We start from the raw sequence: 22,274 nt of genomic DNA, 5'->3' as shown, positions 1-22,274 counted from the left end.
CAGCGCCGGCAGTTTTTCACCGCCGCCAAGCGAGTGGACATAGGCCGCCAGCATCCGGATGGTCGCGCTGTCCAGTCGCTGTCCCCAGCGCGGCATCACGCCGTAACGGCTGTTGGTGATCGTGTCGGTCAGCGAGGCCCGGTCGAGGCCATAAAGGCTGATGGCATCGGTCAGATTGGGCGCGCCCTGGGTCCGGTCGCCGGTACCATCGGGTCCGTGGCAGATCGCGCAATTGGCTTCGAACAGCACCGCTCCGCGGGTGGCTGCAGCGCTCTGCTTCTCCCGGCCCGCGAGGACGCGGACATGGGAAACCAGATCCTGGATTTCGCCCGGCTGCAATATGCCGTCACGTCCGAAGGCCGGCATTTGCGAGAAGCGCGTCTGGTCGTGGTCCGGGTTACGGATGCCGTGGATCAGCGTATATTCGATAGCTTCGAGATCGCCGCCCCACAGCCAGTCGTCATCGTTGAGATTGGGATAGCCCTTTGATCCCGCAGCGCCGGAACCGTGGCATTGCACGCAGTGGACCTTGAATGCGGATCGACCGCCTTCGACGGCCTGTTGCATCAGTTCAGGACTGCCGTGCAACTTGCGGATATCGGTCGATACCAGCGCCTGCCGGATCGGCTCCAGTTCCGTTTCGCGTGCAGAGACCGCCTGCGCATATTCGCCGCGACTGGTCCAGCCGAGCAGGCCTTCGCTGGCCGAATTGAGCATCGGTATGGCGGGGTAGAGGATGACATAGCCGATCGCCCAGATGATCGTGGCGTACAGGGTCCATAGCCACCAGCGTGGCATCGGCGTGTCGAGTTCTTCGATACCGTCCCATTCATGACCGACCGTTTCGGTGCCAGTCGGTTCGTCAACGCGTTTCTTCTCAGACATCATTCTTGTCCTCGTCAAAATCATATGGGCGGCTTCATTATGGTTGCGTCCGGCACCGGGGCGGAAGGTCCAGCCGACCAAAGTCAGGAAAACCAGTGTCATGAACAGCAGGCCCCAGCTGTCGGCGAAATGGCGCAGCGCTTCATAGTTCATCGGGGCTGCTCCTGTGCTTCTCCCGCCTCGAAATCGACCAATGTGCCGATCATCTGCAAATAGGCGACGAGCGCGTCCATTTCGGTCAGCTTGTCAGGATTGCCGTCAAAGTCGCGGACCTGCACCTTGGGATAGCGTTTTTCGAGATCGGTCGAGCTGGCCATCGGGTCGGCCTGGGTGGCCAGATCCTCGTTGGCCTTTTCGATGGCCTCCTCGCTATAGGGAACACCGACCCGGGTCAGGGCGCGCAGATGGGCGCTCATGTCACCGGGAGCCAGTTCCTTCTCAGCGAGAAAGGCATAAGGCGGCATGATTGATTCCGGCACGACGGCGCGCGGATCTTTCAGATGCTGGACATGCCATTCGTCCGAATAGCGTCCGCCCACCCGCGCCAGATCCGGCCCGGTGCGTTTGGAACCCCACTGGAAAGGGTGATCGTACATCGATTCCGCTGCCAGCGAATAATGGCCATAGCGTTCGACTTCGTCCCGGAACGGCCGGATCATCTGGCTGTGGCAGGTATAGCAACCCTCGCGGACATAGATATTGCGACCGGCCTGCTCGAGCGGCGTATAGGGTCGCATGCCTTCGACTTCCTCGACAGTATTGTCGATCCAGAACAGCGGCGCGATCTCGACGATGCCGCCGATCATTACCGTTACCAGAGCCAGTACCGCCAGCAGCGTGATGTTGCGTTCGATTTTTTATGTTTTGCGTGAGCGTGGTCATGTTCCTGTCTCCCTCACTCTGCCGGAGCCGCGACCAGCGGCTTGTCGGCGGCTTCGTCATAGGGCGTTTCGGTCATCGGCTTTTCATCCCGGACCCGGCCAGCAAGCGTCATCCAGACATTGTAGACCATCACCACCGCGCCAGCGAGATAGAGCAGGCCGCCGGTTGCGCGGATCATATACATCGGGAACATCGCCGAAACGACTTCGCTGAAGGCGTAGACGAGATAGCCGTCGTCACCATATTCGCGCCACATCAGGCCCTGCATGATGCCGGCAACCCACATCGAGGCGGCGTAGAGAACGATGCCGATGGTCGCGAGCCAGAAATGCCAGTTCACCATGCGCAGGCTGTAGAGGCGCGGGTGGCCCCAGAGGCGCGGCACCATGTAATAAAGCGCGGCAAAGGTGATCATCCCGTTCCAGCCGAGCGCACCGCTGTGCACATGGCCAATCGTCCAGTCGGTGTAGTGCGACAGGCTGTTAACGGCCTTGATCGACATCATCGGGCCCTCGAAGGTGCTCATTCCGTAAAAGGCAAGGGCGAGGACCATCATCCGGATGATCGGATCGGTGCGGATCTTGTCCCAGGCGCCGTTCAGCGTCATCAGGCCGTTGATCATGCCGCCCCAGCTCGGCATCCACAGGACGATCGAGAAGACCATGCCCAGCGTCTGCGCCCAGTCGGGCAGAGCGGTATAATGGAGATGGTGCGGACCGGCCCAGATATAGAGGAAGATCAGCGACCAGAAGTGGATGATCGACAGGCGATAGCTGTAGACCGGTCGCTCCGCCTGTTTCGGCACGAAATAATACATCATGCCGAGGAAGCCCGCGGTCAGGAAAAATCCGACCGCATTATGGCCGTACCACCACTGGGTCAGCGCATCCTGGACACCGGAGAAAGCGCTGTAACTTTTCGCGCCGAGCAGGCTGACCGGCATGGTCAGGCCATTGACCACGTGCAGCATGGCAACGGTCAGGATGAAGCTGAGGAAAAACCAGTTGGCGACGTAAATATGCGGCTCGGACCGTTTGACGATGGTGCCGATATAGACAACCGCGTAGCTGACCCAGACGATGGTCAGCCAGAGATCGACATACCATTCCGGCTCGGCATATTCCCGTGACTGGGTAACACCCATCAGATAGCCGGTGGCGGCCAGCACGATGAACAGCTGGTAGCCCCAGAAAACGAAACGGGCGAGGCGGGGGAAGGCCAGCCTCGCCCTGCAGGTGCGCTGGACGACGTAAAAACTCGTCGCAATCAGCGCATTGCCTCCGAAAGCGAAAATAACGGCAGAAGTGTGGAGCGGACGCAAACGTCCGAAGGTGGTATATTCCAGCCCCAGATTGAGCACGGGAAAGGCCAGTTGCAGCGCGATGTACAGACCGACCGCGAAACCGGCCATGCCCCAGAACAGAGTCGCGATGACGCCCCAGCGGACGGGATCGTCGTCATATTTTCCCGGATCGGCGGGGGCCCTCAATATCCCGCGCCCGATGGCGGCATAGTCCGCCTTGCTAATCGTCACCCAGAGCGCGATCAGGCAGGCGATCATGATGATCGCCATATGCACGGCAAATCCTCCATCTGCGGCGAGTACCATCGCCACAAATGCCAAAAATACGAGCAGCAACCAGCCGCCGGTCTTCACCAGTAAATTGTCCATAACGTCCTTCCCCGTTCTATGGAAAGGGCGCTACCAGTCTGCTGGTGCCGGCAATATAGGTAGAGTTACGTAGTGCGGTCAGGCGACGGGCAGAGGCCCTCAGTCCACCGCGATGGTCGCCCATACCGGCAGATGGTCGGACGCCTTGCGCGCCGACGGGCTGTCGTGGACCCCGGCTTCGATATGCCGGATACTTCCGGAATGCATGATCCGGTCCAGGGTGGCGATCGGGCTGCGCGAATGGAAGCTGCGCCCGCAATCGACCATGTCAAATGCCTTGCCGAAATCCTTCAGGCAGCCGCCGGCTGCGCTCCATTCGTTCAGGTCGCCCATCAGCACCACCGGCACGTCCTTCTGCTTTTCCTGCGCCAGTTTGATGATGGCAGCAGCCTGCCGCCTGCGCCACAGACCCGAGAGGTCGAGATGCATGCCGAATACCGCCAGTTCACGCCCGGCCAGCTCGAAATGCGCCATGATCGCGCCGCGCGGCTCGAGGCAGGGGATATGCATGATATCATGCGCGATTACCGTTGCGGAATTGCGCACCAGAATCGCATTTCCGTGCCAGCCCATGGAATCGGTCTGCACGTCGAGCGGGATCGCGCTATAGTCGCTGTGCATCTCCAGCAGTTTTGCGGAATTGCGGCGGCCCGCGCGCCAAAGCGGCGATCCGCCTCCTGCAGCGCGATGATATCGGCGTCGATCTCGTTCAGCACATCGATGATACGGCCCGGATTGCGCCGGCGATCGGTACCGATGCCCTTGTGGATATTGTAACTCGCGACCTTCAACATTTCGGCTGGCTTGTCCGATCAGAAGGGATTGACGGTGAAGCCCTGCTGTTGCAGCAGGGCGTGGGCGGTCATCGCGGAAAGGGACATTTTTACGCCCGGCAGCAGGTCGGCATTGGTGATGCCATGGGCCGCCGCGCTCTGACCGCAGAGATAGAATATCACGCCATGATCCTGCAATGCGGCAATCGCGGCGGCGCTGGCATTCTCCGCGCCGTCCTTGCGGGCTGCGAAAAACGCCTGGCTGGTCAGGTCGATCGATGCACCGCCGTGGACGACGATGGCGAGCCGGATATTCTCTTGCGGCACGCCGGAGGCGACGTGCATATTGATGAAGCGGGCCGCGCTTTCGATCGTGCGGTTGATCTTGCCCGGCTCGGCTGCGGCCGAGACGTCAAAGGCAATGGCGAATTTTGCATCTTGCGCCAGGGGCTCGCTTTGCTCGACCGGTGCCGTCGGCCCGAACGTTTCGAAAACCGGTCCGGTCTTGAAATTCTCCATCTGCGCGGCAGCGGGCTGGGTCAGCGCCAATAAGGGCAGTATGATCAGAAGGCGGTTTTTTGCATAGTCATTCCCGTTTCATTTCCGTTTGACGATTGTTTCGCCGCCGGATCAGTAGCCAATCGCCTGGCCGTCTTTCCGCATCTCGGTCGCGCCGGTGTAGACGCCGGTCTCCGCGTCGCGGGTGATCGCCTGATAGCCGCCGAACACGATGCCGTCGTCGACGATTTTGACGACATGACCCATGGCTTGGAGCCGTTTGATCGTTTCTGCCGAAATGCCTGGCTCGACATGGAGTATACCCAGAAGATCGGCACCGGTTCCCGCCAGATCGTTCGTCGGCTGGCGACCGCCGTCATGGTTGAGGCGCGCGGCGTCGCCGGCTTCCTGCAGGTTCATGTCATAATCGACCAGGTTGATCATCACCTGGACATGGCCCTGCGGCTGCATGCCGCCGCCCATCAGACCGAAGGACATATACGGCTTGCCGTCCTTCTTCATGAAGGCCGGAATGATCGTCTGGAACGGCCGCTTGCCGGGCGCATAGGCATTGGGATGATCGGCATCGAGCGAATAGAGCTCGCCGCGATCCTGAAACATGAAGCCGAGGCCGTCGGCGACAAGCCCGCTGCCCATGCCGCGATAATTGGACTGGATCAGCGAAACCATCATGCCATCCTTATCGGCAACGGTGAGATAGGTCGTGTCGCCTTCGCCTTCCAGCTTGGGTTCGCCCGGCCCGAAGCCGGGTGTGGCTTTTGCCGGATCGATCAACGCAAAGCGCTCCTTGCCATAATCATCCGAAAGCAACCATTCCAGCGGGGCAGGGGAGGCCTCCGGATCGGCGTAAAAGCGCGCGACATCTTCGAACGCCAGGCGTTTGGCTTCGGTAATATAGTGGAGCACTTCGGCGCTGCCACGCGGCCATTGGGCGAGGTCGACATTCTTCAGGATATTCGCCATTTGCAGCGCCGCAAAGCCCTGTGAATTTGGCGGCAGTTCACACAGTTCATAGCCCTTGCGATAGTCGACACAGCCCGGCTCTACCCACAGGCTGCTGTGCGCAGCGAAATCTTCGTAGCGCAGATTGCCGCCGACCCGCTTGAAATAGCTGTCGATGGTCTTGGCAATGTCACCCTTGTAGAAAGCATCACGACCGCCGGTGGCGATCTTGCTAAGTGTATTCCCAAGATCCGGGTTTTAAAAATCTCGCCCGCTTTCGGCGCACCATTTTGAAATAGGTGACCCGCGCATTGTCGAAATCCCCGATCATATCGAGGCTCTGCTCGAACCGCTCCAGATTTCGTTCGAGATAATGGCCGATCACCGGCGCGACCGGATGGCCCTCGTTTGCATAGGATATGGTTGGCGCAAGGATATCGGCCATGCTCAGCTTGCCGAATTTTTCGTGCATCTCGAACCAGGCGTCGACCGTTCCGGGAACGGTGATCGGCATCGGGCCGAAGGGCGGGATGGTCTTGCTGCCCTTGAGCTGCTTGATGAACTGCTTGTAGCTGGTCCCCATCGGGCTTTTTCCGGAGCCGTTCAGGCCATATAATTTCTGCGTCTTCGGATCCCAGATGATGGCGAACAGGTCGCCGCCGATGCCGTTGCCGGTCGGCTCCATCAGGCCGAGCGCCGCATTGGCGGCAATCGCTGCATCGACCGCAGACCCGCCTTTTTGAGAATATCGATGGCGATCTGGCTGGCCAGCGGATGGGCCGTCGCCGCCATGCCATGCTGGGCATGGACCGGACTGCGCGACCAGGCCTCGCCAACCGGTCGTCCACCAGCACTGATCTCCAGCGCCGGTTTTTCCGGAGCCGCTGTTTCCTGCGCGACGGCAGGGCTGATTGTGAAGGCGGCGAGGGCGATGGTGGAGAGAAGCAGGTTGCGCATATTATCATCCGTCTTGAAGGGGCGAGTGGCTTGCGTCGTGCGAGACCAGTGTGATGCCCACTCTAACTAGTCTGGCTTCCGCATCAAGTGGGAACGATGGATACAGATTGAATTTGAATTGCCGCGCAAAAGGGGACGTTGGAAATGTCGACGCAGTCAGTCAGCAAGCGGCCCAATTGCGGTCGTTCCGTGTGGTCTGACCGTTGCGTTTTAACTGTCGTTCAAACTTGATGGCGAGTTGGAGATGAACTTAAGTTGGTCGAATTGCTCATGTATGCGCGATAGTGGGTGGTTCTATATGATGACATATCCAACTAGGGTCCTTAAAGCAGTTTGGATGAAGCCGCCGCAAAAGCTATACAAGTATTGTCCCGTTAGCGAGCACTCTCTCCGCTCAATAATTCGAGCGCAGGTTTTCCATTCGCCGCCAATGCAATTCAACGATCCGCTTGACTGCAATCCCTCATTGAAAATTGATCTAACTGCGGCTGAGCTTAGAGCACTTCTAGAGAAAATGATGGCCGATCAAGGAGCTTCGGATAACGGTGTTCGGACGGAAATCGACCGGATAGCTTACTTCGCTACCGAACCTGATGACTGGGATGATGTCGAACGCGGCGACAAAATACTCTCATATTTGCTCGGTAAGGAAATCATGCGGTTGTTGCGTAAGCAATTGGGAACCAAAGGCGTGCTTTCGCTTTCTGCGAAATGGGCCGAGCCGCTGCTTTGGAGTCATTACGCTGCTCAGCATAAAGGGATCTGTATTGAGTACGAAACGAACTTTGATCTACAACATCTGAAAGCGATTGATTACAATGCGCCCCGTGCACTCAGCGCTCATGATTTGTATCTTTGGAAGTGTGCGGGTGACCCAGTCGCCGAAGCACGCATATTCGACACCTATTTCTACGCCAAAGCTCCGCAATGGTCTTACGAAGCTGAATGGCGGGACATCAACGATAAATCTGGAGTGAACCCGCTACATTTTGATATCACTGCGATACATTTCGGAATGCGAGTCGATCCAGTTTGGAAGTGGATGTTAGTGAAAACCCTACATCGCAACCAAGAGGTCTCGCTCTATGACATGCTAACGGACGAAAACAGTTTTGAGCTTCATCGTCACCAAATAGAGCGTAATGAGTTGGAGATGCGTGGAATAGATCAACCAGCTTTTAGAGTATTTGGCGATTACCTAAACGACGTTGAGGACTATTCGATCGGCGAACGTGCAGTCCGGGGCCAGACTGACGACCCTTTTAAGAGATCAACTTAGCATTAAACAAAGCAGCGATCGCATTCGATGTGGTGAGGCCCCAAAACCGCCAGTCTGCTTTTCTCCCGGTTGTCGTCGTCAATACCCTTCAAAGTCGACATCCGCATTCGGGCGCGAACTCGACCGGCGAAATGGATCGCGGCGATCGTTCGCCAAAACGAATTAAAACCAACGGCGCAAATTCACTCCGAACGGATCAATCCCGCCTCGTGCATCAGCATCTCCAGTTTGATCCCGCCAAAACCATAGGCCTTCTTATAGGCTTCATATTGCTCGAGATATTTGGGCGACGGCTTGTTCTTCTTGATGGCTGTGATCAGCGTGTTCTTTTGCGTGTGCTCGGTGGAGACGAAATCGATGACGTCGACCTGGTAACCCTGTGACCGGAGCAGCATCACGCGGCTGTTGTCGGTTATCAGGTCGGCCTGCTTTTGCAGAAACAGGCCATGCGAGATGAATTTCCGGTTTGCCGTTTCGCTCTTCTGCAGGTCGACCAGAACCTCGTGCTGACAGCAGGGCGCGCAGACGATCAGTTTGGATTTCGATCGGATGCCATAGAAGAGGGCGTCATCCGTCGCCGTGTCGCAGGCGTGCAGGGCGACGATTGCGTCATAATAGCCCTGAACGAAATCTTCGGCCTTCACGTTGTGAAACGCCAGATTTTCAAAACCGGATTTCTGCGCCGCTTCATTGCAGAGATTGATCATATCGGAGCGCGTATCGACGCCGTCAATCTTGGGATTGAGCCCGGCTTTGGCGAGCTGGTCATACATCGCAAAAGTGAGATAACCCTTGCCCGATCCTATGTCCAGAACCTTGACCCGCTTCTGTTTGACCGCCTGCGTCCGCTCGATCCGTTCGATGAAAATCTCGACAAAGCGGCAGATTTGCCGGTATTTCGCATATTTATTGGGCTTGATCTCGCCGGCGTCGTTGGACACGCCGAGCGCTTGCAGAAACGGGCTGTCGCTTTTGATGAGGTAATTCTTGTCGCGGTTGTGGGGCTTTGTGTCGGTCATCGGCTAGGCCATAAATATATCTGCCGGAATTGATAGTTTTTGGTGGGTGCGGGTTTCGGGACTTTGTAAGGGCGGGGCACAACTCGCCAACTGGTCGATCAGCGCGATTCTGCACTGGTGCCTCTGACCATGCGGCCTAATGCTTTGGCTTGAGATCCTCTATCACCTGTGCATCCACCCAGAATATGTCGACATTGCCATCGGATACGGAGCGGTGGAAAACAGATATTTGCCATCGGGAGTCACGCTGGCGGCGGCTTCCCAGGCGTCGGTGTTGATTTTCTCGCCAAGATTGATGGCGCTGCCCCAGCTACCATCGTCTTGGCGAAAGCTGATATAAATGTCGGAGCTGCCGAAGCCTTCCTCGCGCCTGCCGTCCCAGAGTATATAGGATTCATCAGGGGCAATGAAGGGGTGGGCGAGCCATGTCCCTGTGTTGATTGCCGGGCTGGCCAGTTTAGGTTCTTCTCGCTCTCCTTTGACCAGCCGCGAATATCGGATTTTCCCGTCACCATCCGAACCCACCTCGTCAAAATAATAGGTCCCATTGGCAGATGCAGTCAGGCGCATGATCCGAAATTCGTCGAACTTGCCGCCCAGGTCCATGATCTCGGACCAACCGCTGGCCGTGCGTTGCTTATAGCGTTTGCCGAGATGCATGATCTGGCCATCAGGCGATATGACCGGCTGGCCGACTCTGTCAGAGATGCGGGATTCCAGCCAATGTCCATCGCGATACCGGAACACGACGAACGCGGCTTGCTGGTTTTCGTCGCTCTTGAGCAAATAATATTCTTTCATATCGGGAGAGAACACGCCGCCATATTCCCAATTTTCGGTGGTTACGAGTCCCGGCGCGAAAGCTTCCGGGATCGATCCGGGCGGTTTCTGGCCAAGATAAGGCTTGGATATCGGCGCGGTTTGCGATTCCGATGTGTTCTGTGCGCTGTTTTCACCGGCATGCGAACCGGCGAGGGGTAGCAGCGCCGCTATTACAGTCAGGATATAGCTGGTCATGGCTTTCCCATCAAATTTGCAGCGAGCATAGAATTTTCCCATCGGCGCGTTATCGCAGTTCGACAAACTACATTGGAGTATCGACAGATTCAATTTCGGCTCCGGAATGAATGGCAACACGCACGGGTTCACGAGGGAATGAAAAAGGAATCGAATGGGAAGCCCGGTTGCCTGATAGCAGCCTCTGGGCTGGCAGCTGTTGGATGCTCTATCCCTATCGAAGGGTGATTTTCCTGCTAGCCCTACTCGGAGACCGTAATGCCATCGCACCATCACAACGCTTGACTTCGTTACGGAAACCCCTATGTTGCATTGCAGCAAGGGCGGCAATATCGATCGACCGTCTGGCGGAAGTTCTGCGTGAGAGGTGACAAGATCATCTCGAACCTATCGCCTTCATTGCTTCTTTCTTTCCGGCAGCCTGATCACGCGGGTCGTCTTAACAGACGGCGAACACGCGTATAGCTTCCATGCTGTGCGCTGGAAACTTGCTGCTATTACAAGGTATAAAAAATTGACTAAATTTTCTGATTTCGCACTGGCGGAACCTATTCAAAAACGCGTGGCCGAAGGCGGCTACACCACTCCATCCCCGATCCAGCAGCAGGCGATCCCCCCAGCGCTTGAAGGCAAGGACATTCTCGGTATCGCGCAAACCGGAACCGGCAAGACCGCTGCGTTCTCGCTGCCGTCTATCCATCACCTTCTGAACGACAAGCGGCGCGCCGGCCGCTTTGAATGCCGTATGCTGGTCCTGGCACCGACGCGAGAACTCGCGCGGCAGATCGCCGACAGCATGACCGGCTATTCCAAGGGTCTCGGCCTCTATGTAACCTCCGCTTTTGGCGGCGTGCCGATCAACCGGCAGAAGCGCATCCTGGAACGCGGTGTCGACGTACTCGTGGCAACGCCCGGTCGTCTGCTTGATCTGATCGACCAGCGCTATCTGACGCTGTCGAAGGTAGAAATTCTGGTGCTCGACGAGGCTGACCAGATGCTGGATCTCGGCTTCATCGTGCCGCTGAAGAAAATCGTTCCGATGCTGCCAAAGCAGCGCCAGAGCCTGTTTTTCTCGGCAACCATGCCGAAGACCATCTCGCAGCTGGCCGACCAGTTCCTGACCAATCCGGTCCAGGTTTCGGTTGCGCCGCAGTCGACGACGGCCGAGCGGGTCGACCAGAAGGTTACCTATATCAACCAGGACGACAAGCAGCGTCTGCTGAAGGATTTCATCAACAAGGAAAATCCGGATCATATGCTGGTGTTCACCCAGACGAAACATGGTGCCGACAAGGTTGTGAAAAATCTGATGGCTGTGGGCATCCACTCCGCCGCCATCCACGGCAACAAGAGCCAGCCGCAGCGCGAACGCGCTTTGGGTGACTTCAAGAAAGGCAAGATCAACATTCTTGTCGCCACGGATATCGCGGCGCGCGGCATCGATGTCGACGGCATTACCCATGTCATCAACTTCGACATGCCGAACGTGTCCGAACAATATGTCCACCGGATTGGCCGGACAGCGCGGGCAGGGGCGAGCGGTATTTCCTACTCGCTGGTGGCTCCCGACGAGCGCCAGTTCCTGCGCGATGTGGTCAAGCTGACCGGAGTGAAACCGGAAGTGATCGCTTTGCCGGAAGGCTATGACGAACCGCCACGCGAAGAAGTCGCACCGCGTATCTATGGCCAGAAGCCCAAGAAATATGGCGCGAAGCCGACGCGCAGCGGACCGCCGAAAGCCAAGCACAGTTCCCGCAAGGGCCGCCCCGGTGGCGGCGGTTCGGGTCGTGGCGGACCGGGTTCGGCCGCCAAGAGCGACGGACCGAAGCACTGGAACAATGGTGCGAAGTCGTTCAAACGCCGTCAGGCGCGCAACGCGGACGCTTAGGCTAGTCCGAGATCAGCGCCTTGCTATCGGCAAGCGCGCTGATTTCGTCTTCCCCCATATTCAACCAATCTCGAAGCGCGGCGACATTATGTTCGCCGCGTTTTGCGGTTCTGGCGCTGCTGTCAATGCCGCTTTTCGATTTCGAGAAGCGATAGGGTGACTGCACGGTGCGGCGGGCATTGCCTTCATCGTCGGTCACATCGACGATCGTACCGAGCGCCTTGACGCTGGGCTGGTCATAGACGGCGGGGCCGAAGGGAAAGACTTCCCCCCATGCGAGATTAAGCCGGTCCAGCGTGGCTGTCAGCGCATCGAAACTCTCGTGCGAGAGGATATGCTTTTCCATCGCCTCGTGGCGCAGCCGTACCTTTGTCGATATGTCGGCCCCTTCCGGGGTCGGATCCTGCAAGCCGTTTTTGTGGAAAACATGATCCACAGCCATTTCATATCGCCGGTGATCAGGATCTGCCGTTCTTCCGGGGCTTCCCAGACCAGCGTCTCCGGCGCTTTCGGCCAGATATCGTCGAGCGCGAAATGGGCATAGTCGTCGGCGGAATGCAGGACATTGACCATCGCGAGATCAATATGCTGGCCTTCGCCACTCTGGTCGAGCGTGCGCAGGGCCGACAATATCGCGATAATGCCGTGCAGCGAACTGTAGCTGTCCGCCATGGCGAACTGGATATCCGTCGGTTTGCCGCCGCTCATCTCCGCCTGCCGGGCAATCAGGCCGCTTTCCGCGTGCAGAACCGGCGCATAGGCCGCCCGTCCGCGCTCCGGGCCATGTTGCCCGTAACCGGATATCGAGAGCATCACCAGCCGGGGATTGGCCTTTGACAGGGCCTCCCAGCCGATGCCGAACTTGTCCATCACGCCCGGCCGGAAATTCTCGACGACAATATCGGCCTGTGCCGCCAGCTTGTGAATGAGCTCGCGCGCGCCTTCGGCTTTCAGATCGACGCAGATGTTCTTCTTGCCGATATTGAGCTGCAGATAATTGCCGCTCACCCCGCTGTCGCGTTTGGCGAGCTTGCGGGTCACATCACCTTCCGGCGGTTCGACCTTCAGCACCTCCGCGCCCAGGTCCGAGAGCATCCGCGTGGCATAAGGGCCGGCCACGACGCGCGAAAAATCCAGGACCTTGAGCCCCGCTAGCGGAAAATCTGCCATCTGTGCGCGGCGCTAGAGTTTCATCTGCTGTTTCATGGTCTTTTCCGTACCCGCACCATAAGGCGGGAGGAAACCGGCAATTTTGGCAATGTTGATCTTCGGCTGGCGATAGACAGCCTTGGCGTGGCTGAATTCCTTGAAGCCGTCGGGGCCGGTATAGGCGCCCATGCCGGAAGGGCCCACGCCGCCGAAGGGCAGGTCGTGCTGGGCGATATGGAAGATCACGTCATTGACCGTGACACCGCCGGAAATCGTGCGGTCGAGCACCTTGCGCTTGTCGCTTTCCGTCTCGCCGAAGTAATAGAGGCCGAGCGGCCGGTCGTGATCGTTCACATAGTCGATCACCTCGTCGAGATTGCGATAGGTCTTCACCGGCAGAACCGGGCCGAAAATTTCTTCCTGCATCACCCGCATGTCGTCATTGACATTCTGCAGCACGGTCAGCGGCATCTTGTTGCTGTTGGTGTTGGAGAAATCCTCGTCACCGGGATTGACGATGGTCTGCTTCGCACCCTTCTCGAGCGCATCGTCGATCAGGCCCTGCAGGCGCTCCTTGTGCCGGCCGTTGATCACCGATGTATAGTCGTCATTGGCGATCAGCGTCGGATATTGTTCCGCGACATTCGACGCAATGCCCTCGACAACCGCATCTTCCTTGTCCTGCGGCACCAGCAGATAGTCGGGCGCCAGACAGATCTGGCCCGCGTTCATCATCTTGCCCATGGCGATACGCTGGGTTGATTTCTGGATATCGGCGTCGGGTCCGATGATCGTCGGCGACTTGCCACCGAGTTCCAGCGTCACCGGGGTAAGATTTTGCGCAGCGGCCGCCATCACATGTTTGGCGATCCCGCCACCGCCGGTGAAGATCAGATGATCCCACGGAATTTCGGAAAAGGCCTTGCCGGTTTCCGGGCCGCCGGTAATCACGGTCATTTCCTCGGGCGCGAAATATTCGGCGACCAGTTTCTTGACCAGTTCACCGGTCTCGGGACAGAATTCGGAAAATTTGATGATTACCCGGTTGCCGGCACCAAAGGCACCGATAGCCGGATCAAAAGCAAGGTTGATCGGGAAGTTCCATGGCGCGATAACACCGACAACGCCCTTGGGCTGATATTCCACCTGACCGCTGGCACCCAGCAGACCGAGCGGGAAATCCATCTTGCGCTTCTCTGGCCGCATCCATTTTTCAGGTTCTTCTTGTGGTCCTTGGCATGGCCGACAACTGACATCAGGTCGGTCATCACGGTCTGGACGCTGCTGCGATGGCCGAAGTCATTGGAGACCGCCTGACAAAGCGCATCCTGATTTTCAATGATCATCTTGGCGGTGCGGTTGATCCGGTCCATGCGGGCTTCATAGCTGACCGGCAATTCGGCATGAAACGCATCGCGCTGCGCCTGAAAAAGCTTCATGATCTCGTCTTTGCTGACTTCGCCTGCTGCTGCTTCCAATGCTTCCATATCTGCTCTCCAAGGGGCAGGGCTTCAACGCCCCGTCACGATCCATTTCAATTGACCACTTAAACTTTTTTGCCGACTTGTCGAGGGCGAACCGGCTATTTCGCCAAAGCGGCAATCGCTTCGGCGGTGGCTACCAGCTGCTTGGCCTGCTTGAGATGCAGCAGCTCGGTCATCTTGCCGCCGACAACGATCACGCCCTTGCCGGCGTTGACCGGGTCCTTGAACGCCGCGATTATCGCCTCGGCCTCGGCAATCGCATCCGCATGGGGGCAAAAACCGGTTGGCGGTTTCAATCTGCGCCGGATGGATCAGGGATTTGCCGTCAAAGCCCAGTTTCCTGGCTTCCAGACATTCTGCTTCCAGGCCATCGGGATCATTGAAATCATTGTAAACGCTGTCGATGATGTTGAGACCATAAGCGCGGGCGGCAATAACTGCCTGGGTCATGACGGGGCCGAATACGGAGCGATCTTGTTCGGCGTGCATCTCCTTTGCCAGGTCATTGAAGCCCATGACGAACGTGGTCAGCCTGTGCTGCGAACCGAGAGCCGCAATCTCCGCGAGATTGAGTATGGCCAGCGGCATCTCGATCATGGCCCATAATCTGATGCTCGGTGCGGCGTCACAATCGTCCATCAAACCACTGATCCGGATGATATCGTCCGCGCTCAATATCTTCGGCACCAGCACTGCGTCGGCCCCGCTCCGGCAGGCCTGCTTCAGGTCCTGTGCAAACCACGGCGTGTCCATGGCATTGATCCGCACGACCAGTTCCCGCTTGCCATAGTCACCGGATTGCAGCGCGGCGCCGGCCTGCTCGCGCGCTTCTTCCTTGGCCTCCGGCGCCACGGCATCCTCCAGATCGAAGATAATCGTGTCTGCGGGCAGGCTTTTCGCCTTTTCCAGCGCCCGCTTGTTGGATGCGGGCATGTAGAGGCAGGAACGGCGAGGGCGATATGTGATTTGGCTCATGACACATCCGTATCATTTCGCCAGCCGGACGCAAAGCCAGTTAATCCGAACATCTATACGCTTTGTTAACCATAGGCTTTTAGGACATTTTTAACCGAATTTGACGACCCGCCAAGGCGGGCGGTGACTAGAGGAACGGGCATCATATGAAGCTGATTATCCAGATTCCCTGCTATAACGAAGCGGAAAGCCTGCCCGAGACGCTGGTTGCCCTGCCGCGCCAGATCGACGGGATCGACACTATCGAGATCCTGATCATCGACGATGGCAGCAAGGATAATACCAGCGATGTCGCGCGCCGGTTCGGCGTTCATCATATCGTCCGCCACCGGACCAACCGCGGTCTGGCGGCGGCTTTCCAGTCCGGGATCAACAAGGCGTTGGCGGAAGGCGCGGATATCATCGTCAATACCGATGCCGACAATCAATATGAAGGCCGTGACATCTGCAAGCTGGTCGCGCCGGTTCTGGCCGGTGAAGCCGATATCGTCGTCGGTGACCGCGGCGTACGCGACAATGCGCATTTCGGACCGTTCAAACGGCTGTTGCAGATGTTCGGCAGCGCGACGGTCAAGAGACTGTCCAACACCCATATAACCGATGCGGTCAGCGGCTTCCGGGCGATCAGCCGGGCAGCGGCGCAGAAGATCAATATCACGTCCAGCTTTTCCTATACCACGGAAATGCTGATCCAGGCGGGACGGAAACGAATGGCTATCGTGTCGGTTCCGATCCGGACCAACGGGGCGATCCGGCCTTCGCGGCTGTTCAAATCGGTCCCGCAATTCATCACCAACACCGGCGCCACCATGATCCGCGCTTATGCGATGTACAATCCGCTGAAGGTCTTTGTACTGGCGGGTGGTGCACTGTTTCTGCTTGGCGTGATGCCGATCATCCGTTTCCTTTGGTTTTCATGAACGGCGAAGGGCAGGGGCATTTGCAATCGATTGTGATCGGCGGATCGCTGATGACGCTCGGGGTGGTGGCGATCATGTTCGGCGCTGTTGCCGATCTGGTCGGGCGGAACCGGCAGTTGCTCGAACAGACGCTGGAGCGTTTGCACAAGCTGGAAGATACGCTCCGTTCCGGGGCAACGAATGAAACTCTCACCAAACAACAGGCTGAAGAATTGCGCGACGGGACGAATGGCTGAAAAGCAAATTGGCATGGGGGCGGATTTTCATCCTGGCGGGCATCTTTTCGCGACAATAGGGGACCCGGCAACGGGAGCCCGGGTTGATCGCACGCGCTTCATTTTTGCTACTCTCCTTCTCGTAATAGCCTGTCAGTTCTGGTTGATCTTTGAAAAGGCGATCAATTGGGACGAGTTTCTGCATTTTGGACAAATCTATGAACTGGCGGACGGACGGCTCGGCAGCAGCATACAGACCTTGCCCACGCGGTTGTTCGGCTGGGCGACATTGGTTTCGCAAGATGTCGTTACTCAAATTCAGGCGATACGCATCGTCATGCTGGCCTGCGCGGTGTTTACGGCCGCGAGTGTTATTGCATTTGCGCGACGGTTGGCAGGTTTAGAGATCGCGCTGATTTGCGGCCTCGTCTACCTGACTGCCGGCTTCGTGTTTACCAATGCTTTTACTTTTCGGACCGATCCCGTGGTTGCCGCAGCCCTGATGGCCGCTCTATGTGTTTTCGCCTTCGGCCAACTGACATGGATGAGAGCCGCTCTGGTTGGCATTCTGGTCGGTTTGGCGGGAGCGCTGACTATAAAGAGTATTTTCTATCTGCCGTGCTTTGCAGCAATCGCATGGCTGCATTGGCATGGTCCAGATGTCCGGCGGATGAAGTTGTTCATCCTATTCTGTACCGTGCCAGCAGTTTCGCTTGCTGTTTTCATATTGCTAATAGGTCTGCATGGAGCGGGACTCCCGGCGAGCGAACCCCAAGCGAGCAATCTGGGGCGGAGTGTAGGGAATTTTCTTCATTTTTCGAATTCGAGCAGATACGTTATGTATTTGCAGAAGCCATATTCGCGCCGCTGGTGACCATTGGCCTGATGATGCTGCCATTTGTGGCAAGGGGCTTGCCAAAGCAGACCAAAATCCTGCTGTTTGGCTTGTGCGGTCCGCTGCTTTGCCTGCTCTTTTACCGCAATACATTCCCCTATTTCTTTACCTTCATTCTACCACCCGTATGCGTCGCCATTGCACCGGCGTTGTCAATGCTGGTTACGCGCTACGGCCGTATTCCGGTCGTGATTTTCGCCATGTTCGGACCATTTTTTCTGCTGACCCAGGAACCCTACGGAACCCTGGACCGGCAGCGCGCAACCATCGAAGAAGTCGAACGGCTGTTTCCCGAGTCGACGCCCTATTTGTCTTATTCCAACTATATCCCGCAATATCCCAGACAATTCCCGTCGCTTATTTCCGGCGTCGGTTTGCGTCGCTACTGGGAGGAGCGTAACGGGGAAATTGCGCGCGATATCGAAGCAGGCCGGATCGGATTTGTCATTGCGACCGGGGATGCGCTTGATGCAGTGTACAAAAGTGAAGGATCAGCTTCCCTGTTACCCGAGGCTGATGTGACAGCGCTCAGGACAAATTTTCTTCAGCATAGCGACACGATCTTCATTCTTGGTCGCAGGGTTTGCGCCAAGGACGGGGAGCAGATCGTCCAAATCTTTCGTAGCGGACCATATTCGCTCGATGGGAGCGATCTTGTCATCAACGACCGCTCCATCGCTGACGGCACCACAATAAATTTGCAAGCCGGTATATATAATGTCCGCCACAAGGCCGGTTCATGCGTGAAATTATGGGCGCTCGATCATGTACCGCATTTGCCGGAACAATTTCCCGCTGGACCGATTGCGGGAGGATTCTAGATGCTGACCGCCGAACATGACAAATCTGTCTCCCAGGTATCGAAGAAAGTGCTCTTTCTCACTTCGACCCTGCCGCGCTTTACCGGGGATATGCAGCCTGGCTTTGTGCTTGATCAGGCTCATGCCTGGAAAGAAGAGCGACCAAATGATCGCGTGGTGATTCTGGCTCCGCATGATGCCGGTGCATTGCGGAGCGAGCAAATAGGCGATGTCGAGGTGCGGCGGTTTTCGTACGCGTGGCCAGAAAAATGGCAACAATTGGCCTATCCTGCGATCCTGCCTAATATCAAAAATCGTCCTATTACTGCGTTTCTAATCTTACCGTTTCTAATCGCAGAGTTCATTACCGCCTTCCAAATGGTCAGGAAAGACAAGCTGGATCTGATTTACGCGCATTGGGTGATGCCCCAGGGCCTGATCGCCTATCTGCTCAAGCTGATTTGCGGCACATCCTACGTGATGCAAAATCATTCCTCAGATCTTGAAATATTTTCGAAACTAGGTCCTCTTGGGCGGGCGCTGGCACGTAGGATCATCCGTGCGTCTGACAGGCTGTTCTGCGTGAATGAGAGGCAACGGAGATTTGCACTGGATCTGTTCAAAGCCTCCGAGCGGGCTGAAATGGAACAGAAAGTCGTCACACTCCCTATGGGCGTCGCTTCGACTTTTGCTCGTGAAGACGAGTCATCCTACGACAAGGACGTTTCGTTTCGCTATGACTTGGGAACAATCTCCCGTCTTTCGCGCAAGAAGGGACTGCCCTTTCTGATCGAGGCCGCGGGCCGCGTAAAAAGAATGGCCTTGATGTAACGACGGCCATTGCCGGAGATGGAGAGGATCGTGATGCGCTGATAGCCATCGGCAGATCGGCAGATATCGAATTTACGGGATTCTTGCAAGGCGCGGATAAGAAAGAGTTTTTCGAGCATACAAAGATTTTCGTTTTCACTTCGGTCGCGGCGGGGTCGGACGTCGAAGGTCTTCCGGTTTCTTTGCTCGAAGCCTTGTGCCTCGGGAAAATGGTGATTGCTAGCCGCGATACCAATATCGAGATGTTGCCAGAATGGGATCTACTCAAGGAACAAATCTGCTTTTTGGAAGATCCGAGCGATATTGCCGCCTTTGAGCAGGCTATTCGAAATATACTCGGTTATGATCGCGATATATTGCAGGCCAGATCAAACGCGATCAAGGCGATTATGTCACGTTATCGCTGGGATAAATTGATTCGAGAATATCTCGGCGTGAATAGAAATCTAGATCAAACGGCGGTGTAATTCGTCCACCAGATTATCATATTGAGCCTGCAGTTTCGGGGCGGCTTTGCCGATACAGTTCCAAAAACCGAAGGTTCCTGCCTAATGCGGTTAATCTGGTCGGCAACCACGGCCGGATCGAATGTTCTTGCATCGTGAACAAATTCACCGAGGCCGAGATCCTCGTAGGCACCCCATCCTTTGCGTTCATACGCAAGGTGCACAGCAGGCCTCCCGGCGATCAGGCTTGCAATGGCACCATGGAGCCGCACTGAAACCACAGCTCCGCCTTTTCCGGTAGCAAGCATATCCGCAAGCGTTCCGTCATCGGCGATTCCATGTCTCTGATAGAACGCGCGGTCGCTGCGGTCGCCGACGACATCTGCCTGAACCGCCCAGAGCGGATTCGCGAGCGTTTTACCCAAGGTTTCCAGTCGCTCAACATAGTCGCCAGGATTTGGCAGGTCGCGGCCTACCAGGATCGGGGCGCCGGCGTGCAGTTGGCGATCATTGGTCATATCATCCGCGCGGGCCAGTTTGAGCACCGCCAGATCGGCACATCGAATGATATTGTCTCCACCGATTTCGGCCATGGTCAGGTCGTCACGCGCACAAAACAGACTGACTTTGTTGAGGTTGCTTTTAACCGCTCTTCCTACCGGACCGTGCAGCGGGCCTACGCTTTGAGGAAGGTAGATGGATGGAACAGGTGCGCGGGCCGCAGTCTGCAGCTGAACCAGATGATTGAGCAGTACACCCGACTGCCGGACAAGGGAATCCGCAACCAGATAACCACCGCCGACCGCGACTAGGCCTTTCGCCTGAGAACCAGTTTTTGCACCACGCCGAGAGAGAACTGATTTGCGAGTAACTCGAGAACCGCTCCCGCCAGTCTGGGCGTAAACTGCGCAAATGGTTCTCCCGGTGCCCGGTGTACAGGCGGATGTTGATCAAAGCTTTCGGGATCGAGCGCGAGTATCTCGACCTGTTCAGCACTTATTCCTGCGTCGGTCATAAGCTCCAGTGTCAAATCCACCAGTAGCCCGTCACCGGAGTTTCGGCGGCTAAACGCATGGAGTATCAGATATTTCGGCTGATCAGAAATTTTGGGATATCTCCGGTTCAAAAGGGCGTTTCGAAGGCTGCTTTACTTCCCTGTCGGTAAGATTTTGGTAACCATATTCCGGCTAGATGGAAAGCCATATTCAAACGCAGGGCCGAACTGGTCCGGCAGATCAGGGCAGGGAACCGATTTTGCGCCATAAACTGCAGTCAATTATGACCTTTGTCGATCGCGTAGCTGGATATGTTCCCATGCACAATAACCGCTTTCGACAAGTGGTTCTGCTCGTCGCCGTGTTCGCGCTTGTTGCCGGCATATATTTTTCTTTCCGGTCCCAGCCCGATCTTTTTCGCGATGCGCGCCTACTGCCGATCGTCATTCTGGCGCTGTTTGCCGTGCCAGTGACGATCTACTTTAACGCATTGGAATTCGTTCTTTCTGGCCGTTTGCTCGGCTACAAGGTTGGCCTGAAATCGGCTGCGGAGACCAGTGTCATCGGTGGCGTGGCAAATATGCTTCCGCTGCCGGGAGGCGTGCTGGTCAGGGTTGCTGCCCTCAAAGCGGAGGGAGCAAGCGTTGCCAAAAGCACATCTGTAATAGCTTTCGTCGCGTTCATCTGGGCGGCAATATCATTCGGTTATTCGGGTGCATGGCTGCTATTCGGCGGGGCTACGGTTTTGGTCTGTCATTCATTGCATTGGGATGCATGGGCATTATCGGCTGTTTTGCGCTGAGCATGCATTTGCTTGATGATCATATCATCACGGCACAGCTTTTTGCCTGTAAAGCGGGCTTAGTACTGGTCGACGCCTTTCGGCTCTATCTTTGTCTTCTCGCACTCAACGTTCCTGCGGAATTCGGCCAGGCTTCGGTTCTCACAGTTTCAGGTTTTGTCGGCTCATCCTTCTCGATCGTTCCGGCAGGCCTCGGTATCCGGGAAGGCGTTTCTGCTCTGCTGGGTCCTCTCGTCGGCCTCACCGCTGCTGCCGCATTTCTGGCTTCAGCAGCCAATAGAATTATCGGATTAATAGTCAGCGCGCCGATCGCCGGGCTGCTAGCGTGGAAGGCTGGCGATCGAGCCAAGATAGGTGCGGTATGAAATTGTTCATTAAAAATGGCTACTGCCAAATTCTTCCCGTGAGTATCTGAGCCGTTATAATCGAGCGTTCGGTCAAACCGCAAAAACGGCATGATCGTGCTGGATGCAGGGGCAGGGGAGCAGCCTTACGCCAAATATTTTTCGCATTGTATTTATGAGAGCGCCGATTTCGAAATGGTGGACAAGCCTTATGCGAAATCGACCTATGTTTGTGACCTGGCGCAAATTCCTACCGCTGACGCGCGCTTTGACCGGATCATGTTCAATCAGGTATTAGAGCATATTCCGGAGCCTTCTGCGGTGCTCTCGGAACTGTTTCGCGTTCTGAAACCGGGCGGATCGATTATTTGCACTTGCCCATTCTATTATGAAGAGCATGAAAACCATATGATTTTTACCGCTATACCCAATTTGCCCATCGTCATTTATTTGCAAAAGCCGGCTTTGAAATAGACCGTCTGGAATGGCTGGAGGGGTATTTCGGGACTCTGGCCTATCAGTTTCAGACGATGGCTTTACGCTTACCGATTGCACCGCAGAGATATTTTCAGCGACCCTGGTGGC

Annotated in this window: 26 protein-coding genes and 2 pseudogenes; 11 read left to right on the top strand and 17 right to left on the bottom strand. The window is 56.5% G+C overall.

What is annotated here, in order from left to right:
• Positions 1 to 15: 15 nt before the first annotated feature.
• The 8 genes and pseudogenes from ccoP to C8024_RS21795 all read right to left on the bottom strand — a co-directional run.
• Positions 16 to 885: pseudogene (ccoP, locus tag C8024_RS12745) on the bottom strand (cytochrome-c oxidase, cbb3-type subunit III); the annotation flags it as partial.
• Between the two features lie 149 nt (positions 886 to 1,034).
• Positions 1,035 to 1,691: a cytochrome-c oxidase, cbb3-type subunit II gene (ccoO, locus tag C8024_RS12735; protein WP_254305877.1), complete on the bottom strand. Its 657-nt coding sequence runs from the start codon at positions 1,689 to 1,691 to the stop codon at positions 1,035 to 1,037.
• 89 nt (positions 1,692 to 1,780) lie between these two features.
• On the bottom strand, positions 1,781 to 3,439 hold the full coding sequence (gene ccoN / locus C8024_RS12730) for a cytochrome-c oxidase, cbb3-type subunit I (RefSeq protein ID WP_173205753.1): 1,659 nt from the start codon (positions 3,437 to 3,439) through the stop codon (positions 1,781 to 1,783).
• A gap of 99 nt (positions 3,440 to 3,538) precedes the next feature.
• Positions 3,539 to 4,233 (bottom strand): annotated as a pseudogene (locus C8024_RS12725) (endonuclease/exonuclease/phosphatase family protein).
• Positions 4,234 to 4,251: 18 nt separating this feature from the next.
• On the bottom strand, positions 4,252 to 4,761 hold the full coding sequence (locus C8024_RS12720) for a DsrE family protein (protein WP_254305876.1): 510 nt from the start codon (positions 4,759 to 4,761) through the stop codon (positions 4,252 to 4,254).
• Positions 4,762 to 4,842: 81 nt separating this feature from the next.
• Positions 4,843 to 5,901 (bottom strand): gamma-glutamyltransferase family protein, encoded by a 1,059-nt coding sequence (locus C8024_RS21805; protein WP_367947328.1) that lies wholly within the window; start codon positions 5,899 to 5,901, stop codon positions 4,843 to 4,845.
• Between the two features lie 4 nt (positions 5,902 to 5,905).
• Positions 5,906 to 6,358 carry a gamma-glutamyltransferase gene (locus tag C8024_RS21800; RefSeq protein ID WP_254305875.1) on the bottom strand — a complete coding sequence of 151 codons (453 nt, stop codon included), beginning with the start codon at positions 6,356 to 6,358 and terminating at the stop codon, positions 5,906 to 5,908.
• Positions 6,358 to 6,630, bottom strand: coding sequence for a hypothetical protein (locus tag C8024_RS21795; protein ID WP_254305874.1), 273 nt, complete (start codon positions 6,628 to 6,630; stop codon positions 6,358 to 6,360). The genes C8024_RS21800 and C8024_RS21795 overlap by 1 nt, the downstream gene beginning before the upstream one ends.
• Before the next feature lie 337 nt (positions 6,631 to 6,967).
• Between C8024_RS21795 and C8024_RS12710 the strand changes: the two genes are divergently transcribed.
• Positions 6,968 to 7,909, top strand: coding sequence for a DUF2971 domain-containing protein (locus tag C8024_RS12710; RefSeq protein WP_217272184.1), 942 nt, complete (start codon positions 6,968 to 6,970; stop codon positions 7,907 to 7,909).
• Between the two features lie 182 nt (positions 7,910 to 8,091).
• On the opposite strand, the gene C8024_RS12705 is transcribed toward C8024_RS12710, so the two are convergent.
• Positions 8,092 to 8,928, bottom strand: coding sequence for an SAM-dependent methyltransferase (locus C8024_RS12705; RefSeq protein ID WP_173205748.1), 837 nt, complete (start codon positions 8,926 to 8,928; stop codon positions 8,092 to 8,094).
• 162 nt (positions 8,929 to 9,090) lie between these two features.
• On the bottom strand, positions 9,091 to 9,945 hold the full coding sequence (locus tag C8024_RS12700) for a PD40 domain-containing protein (RefSeq protein WP_173205746.1): 855 nt from the start codon (positions 9,943 to 9,945) through the stop codon (positions 9,091 to 9,093).
• 514 nt (positions 9,946 to 10,459) lie between these two features.
• Here C8024_RS12700 and C8024_RS12695 point away from each other — a divergent pair.
• Positions 10,460 to 11,833: a DEAD/DEAH box helicase gene (locus C8024_RS12695; protein ID WP_100094388.1), complete on the top strand. Its 1,374-nt coding sequence runs from the start codon at positions 10,460 to 10,462 to the stop codon at positions 11,831 to 11,833.
• A gap of 1 nt (position 11,834) precedes the next feature.
• Here C8024_RS12695 and C8024_RS12690 read toward each other — a convergent pair whose 3' ends face one another.
• Genes C8024_RS12690 through C8024_RS12675 form a run of 5 tightly spaced genes read right to left on the bottom strand, consistent with a single transcriptional unit; the run spans position 11,835 to position 15,441 of the window.
• Complete coding sequence (locus tag C8024_RS12690) at positions 11,835 to 12,179, bottom strand: hypothetical protein (RefSeq protein WP_173205744.1); 345 nt, start codon at positions 12,177 to 12,179, stop codon at positions 11,835 to 11,837.
• Positions 12,137 to 13,003 (bottom strand): CaiB/BaiF CoA-transferase family protein, encoded by an 867-nt coding sequence (locus C8024_RS12685; protein ID WP_173205742.1) that lies wholly within the window; start codon positions 13,001 to 13,003, stop codon positions 12,137 to 12,139. Before C8024_RS12685 ends, C8024_RS12690 begins: the two co-directional genes overlap by 43 nt.
• A 12-nt stretch (positions 13,004 to 13,015) precedes the next feature.
• The gene (locus C8024_RS12680) at positions 13,016 to 14,128 is read right to left on the bottom strand and encodes an aldehyde dehydrogenase family protein (RefSeq protein WP_367947327.1); all 1,113 of its coding nucleotides are present in this window, start codon (positions 14,126 to 14,128) and stop codon (positions 13,016 to 13,018) included.
• On the bottom strand, positions 14,020 to 14,469 hold the full coding sequence (locus C8024_RS23485; protein ID WP_367947320.1) for a hypothetical protein: 450 nt from the start codon (positions 14,467 to 14,469) through the stop codon (positions 14,020 to 14,022). Before C8024_RS23485 ends, C8024_RS12680 begins: the two co-directional genes overlap by 109 nt.
• A 24-nt stretch (positions 14,470 to 14,493) precedes the next feature.
• Complete coding sequence (locus tag C8024_RS12675; protein WP_367947319.1) at positions 14,494 to 15,441, bottom strand: CoA ester lyase; 948 nt, start codon at positions 15,439 to 15,441, stop codon at positions 14,494 to 14,496.
• Positions 15,442 to 15,587: 146 nt separating this feature from the next.
• On the opposite strand from C8024_RS12675, the gene C8024_RS12670 reads away from it, so the two are divergent.
• Genes C8024_RS12670 through C8024_RS12650 form a run of 6 tightly spaced genes read left to right on the top strand, consistent with a single transcriptional unit; the run spans position 15,588 to position 19,569 of the window.
• Complete coding sequence (locus tag C8024_RS12670; protein ID WP_254305873.1) at positions 15,588 to 16,361, top strand: glycosyltransferase family 2 protein; 774 nt, start codon at positions 15,588 to 15,590, stop codon at positions 16,359 to 16,361.
• Complete coding sequence (locus tag C8024_RS21790; protein WP_254305872.1) at positions 16,358 to 16,597, top strand: hypothetical protein; 240 nt, start codon at positions 16,358 to 16,360, stop codon at positions 16,595 to 16,597. The genes C8024_RS12670 and C8024_RS21790 overlap by 4 nt, the downstream gene beginning before the upstream one ends.
• Entirely contained in the window at positions 16,590 to 17,450 is an 861-nt protein-coding gene (locus tag C8024_RS12665; RefSeq protein WP_173205740.1) for a hypothetical protein, read from the top strand. Before C8024_RS21790 ends, C8024_RS12665 begins: the two co-directional genes overlap by 8 nt.
• Positions 17,451 to 17,461: 11 nt before the next feature.
• Positions 17,462 to 18,292, top strand: coding sequence for a hypothetical protein (locus C8024_RS12660; RefSeq protein ID WP_217272183.1), 831 nt, complete (start codon positions 17,462 to 17,464; stop codon positions 18,290 to 18,292).
• On the top strand, positions 18,293 to 19,102 hold the full coding sequence (locus tag C8024_RS12655; protein WP_173205737.1) for a glycosyltransferase: 810 nt from the start codon (positions 18,293 to 18,295) through the stop codon (positions 19,100 to 19,102).
• A gap of 8 nt (positions 19,103 to 19,110) precedes the next feature.
• A complete protein-coding gene (locus C8024_RS12650; protein WP_173205841.1) occupies positions 19,111 to 19,569 on the top strand; it encodes a glycosyltransferase in 459 nt (152 codons plus the stop codon).
• Here C8024_RS12650 and C8024_RS12645 read toward each other — a convergent pair.
• Together C8024_RS12645 and C8024_RS12640 are read right to left on the bottom strand one after the other, a co-directional pair.
• The gene (locus C8024_RS12645; protein WP_217272185.1) at positions 19,554 to 20,336 is read right to left on the bottom strand and encodes a polysaccharide pyruvyl transferase family protein; all 783 of its coding nucleotides are present in this window, start codon (positions 20,334 to 20,336) and stop codon (positions 19,554 to 19,556) included. The genes C8024_RS12650 and C8024_RS12645 overlap by 16 nt on opposite strands.
• Before the next feature lie 20 nt (positions 20,337 to 20,356).
• The gene (locus tag C8024_RS12640; RefSeq protein WP_173205735.1) at positions 20,357 to 20,578 is read right to left on the bottom strand and encodes a hypothetical protein; all 222 of its coding nucleotides are present in this window, start codon (positions 20,576 to 20,578) and stop codon (positions 20,357 to 20,359) included.
• 161 nt (positions 20,579 to 20,739) lie between these two features.
• Here C8024_RS12640 and C8024_RS12635 point away from each other — a divergent pair, with 161 nt between their 5' ends.
• The 3 genes from C8024_RS12635 to C8024_RS20310 all read left to right on the top strand — a co-directional run bounded on the left by C8024_RS12635 (position 20,740) and on the right by C8024_RS20310 (position 22,163).
• The gene (locus tag C8024_RS12635) at positions 20,740 to 21,345 is read left to right on the top strand and encodes a hypothetical protein (RefSeq protein ID WP_217272182.1); all 606 of its coding nucleotides are present in this window, start codon (positions 20,740 to 20,742) and stop codon (positions 21,343 to 21,345) included.
• A complete protein-coding gene (locus tag C8024_RS12630) occupies positions 21,318 to 21,710 on the top strand; it encodes a lysylphosphatidylglycerol synthase domain-containing protein (protein ID WP_173205729.1) in 393 nt (130 codons plus the stop codon). Before C8024_RS12635 ends, C8024_RS12630 begins: the two co-directional genes overlap by 28 nt.
• A 90-nt stretch (positions 21,711 to 21,800) precedes the next feature.
• Entirely contained in the window at positions 21,801 to 22,163 is a 363-nt protein-coding gene (locus C8024_RS20310) for a class I SAM-dependent methyltransferase (protein WP_367947318.1), read from the top strand.
• Positions 22,164 to 22,274 lie beyond the last annotated feature (111 nt).

This window comes from Sphingopyxis sp. BSNA05 (assembly GCF_013265645.1).
GTDB lineage: Bacteria > Pseudomonadota > Alphaproteobacteria > Sphingomonadales > Sphingomonadaceae > Parasphingorhabdus.
The sequence above is the reverse complement of the archived record's forward strand: the minus strand, read 5'-3'. Positions and strand labels throughout refer to the sequence as shown.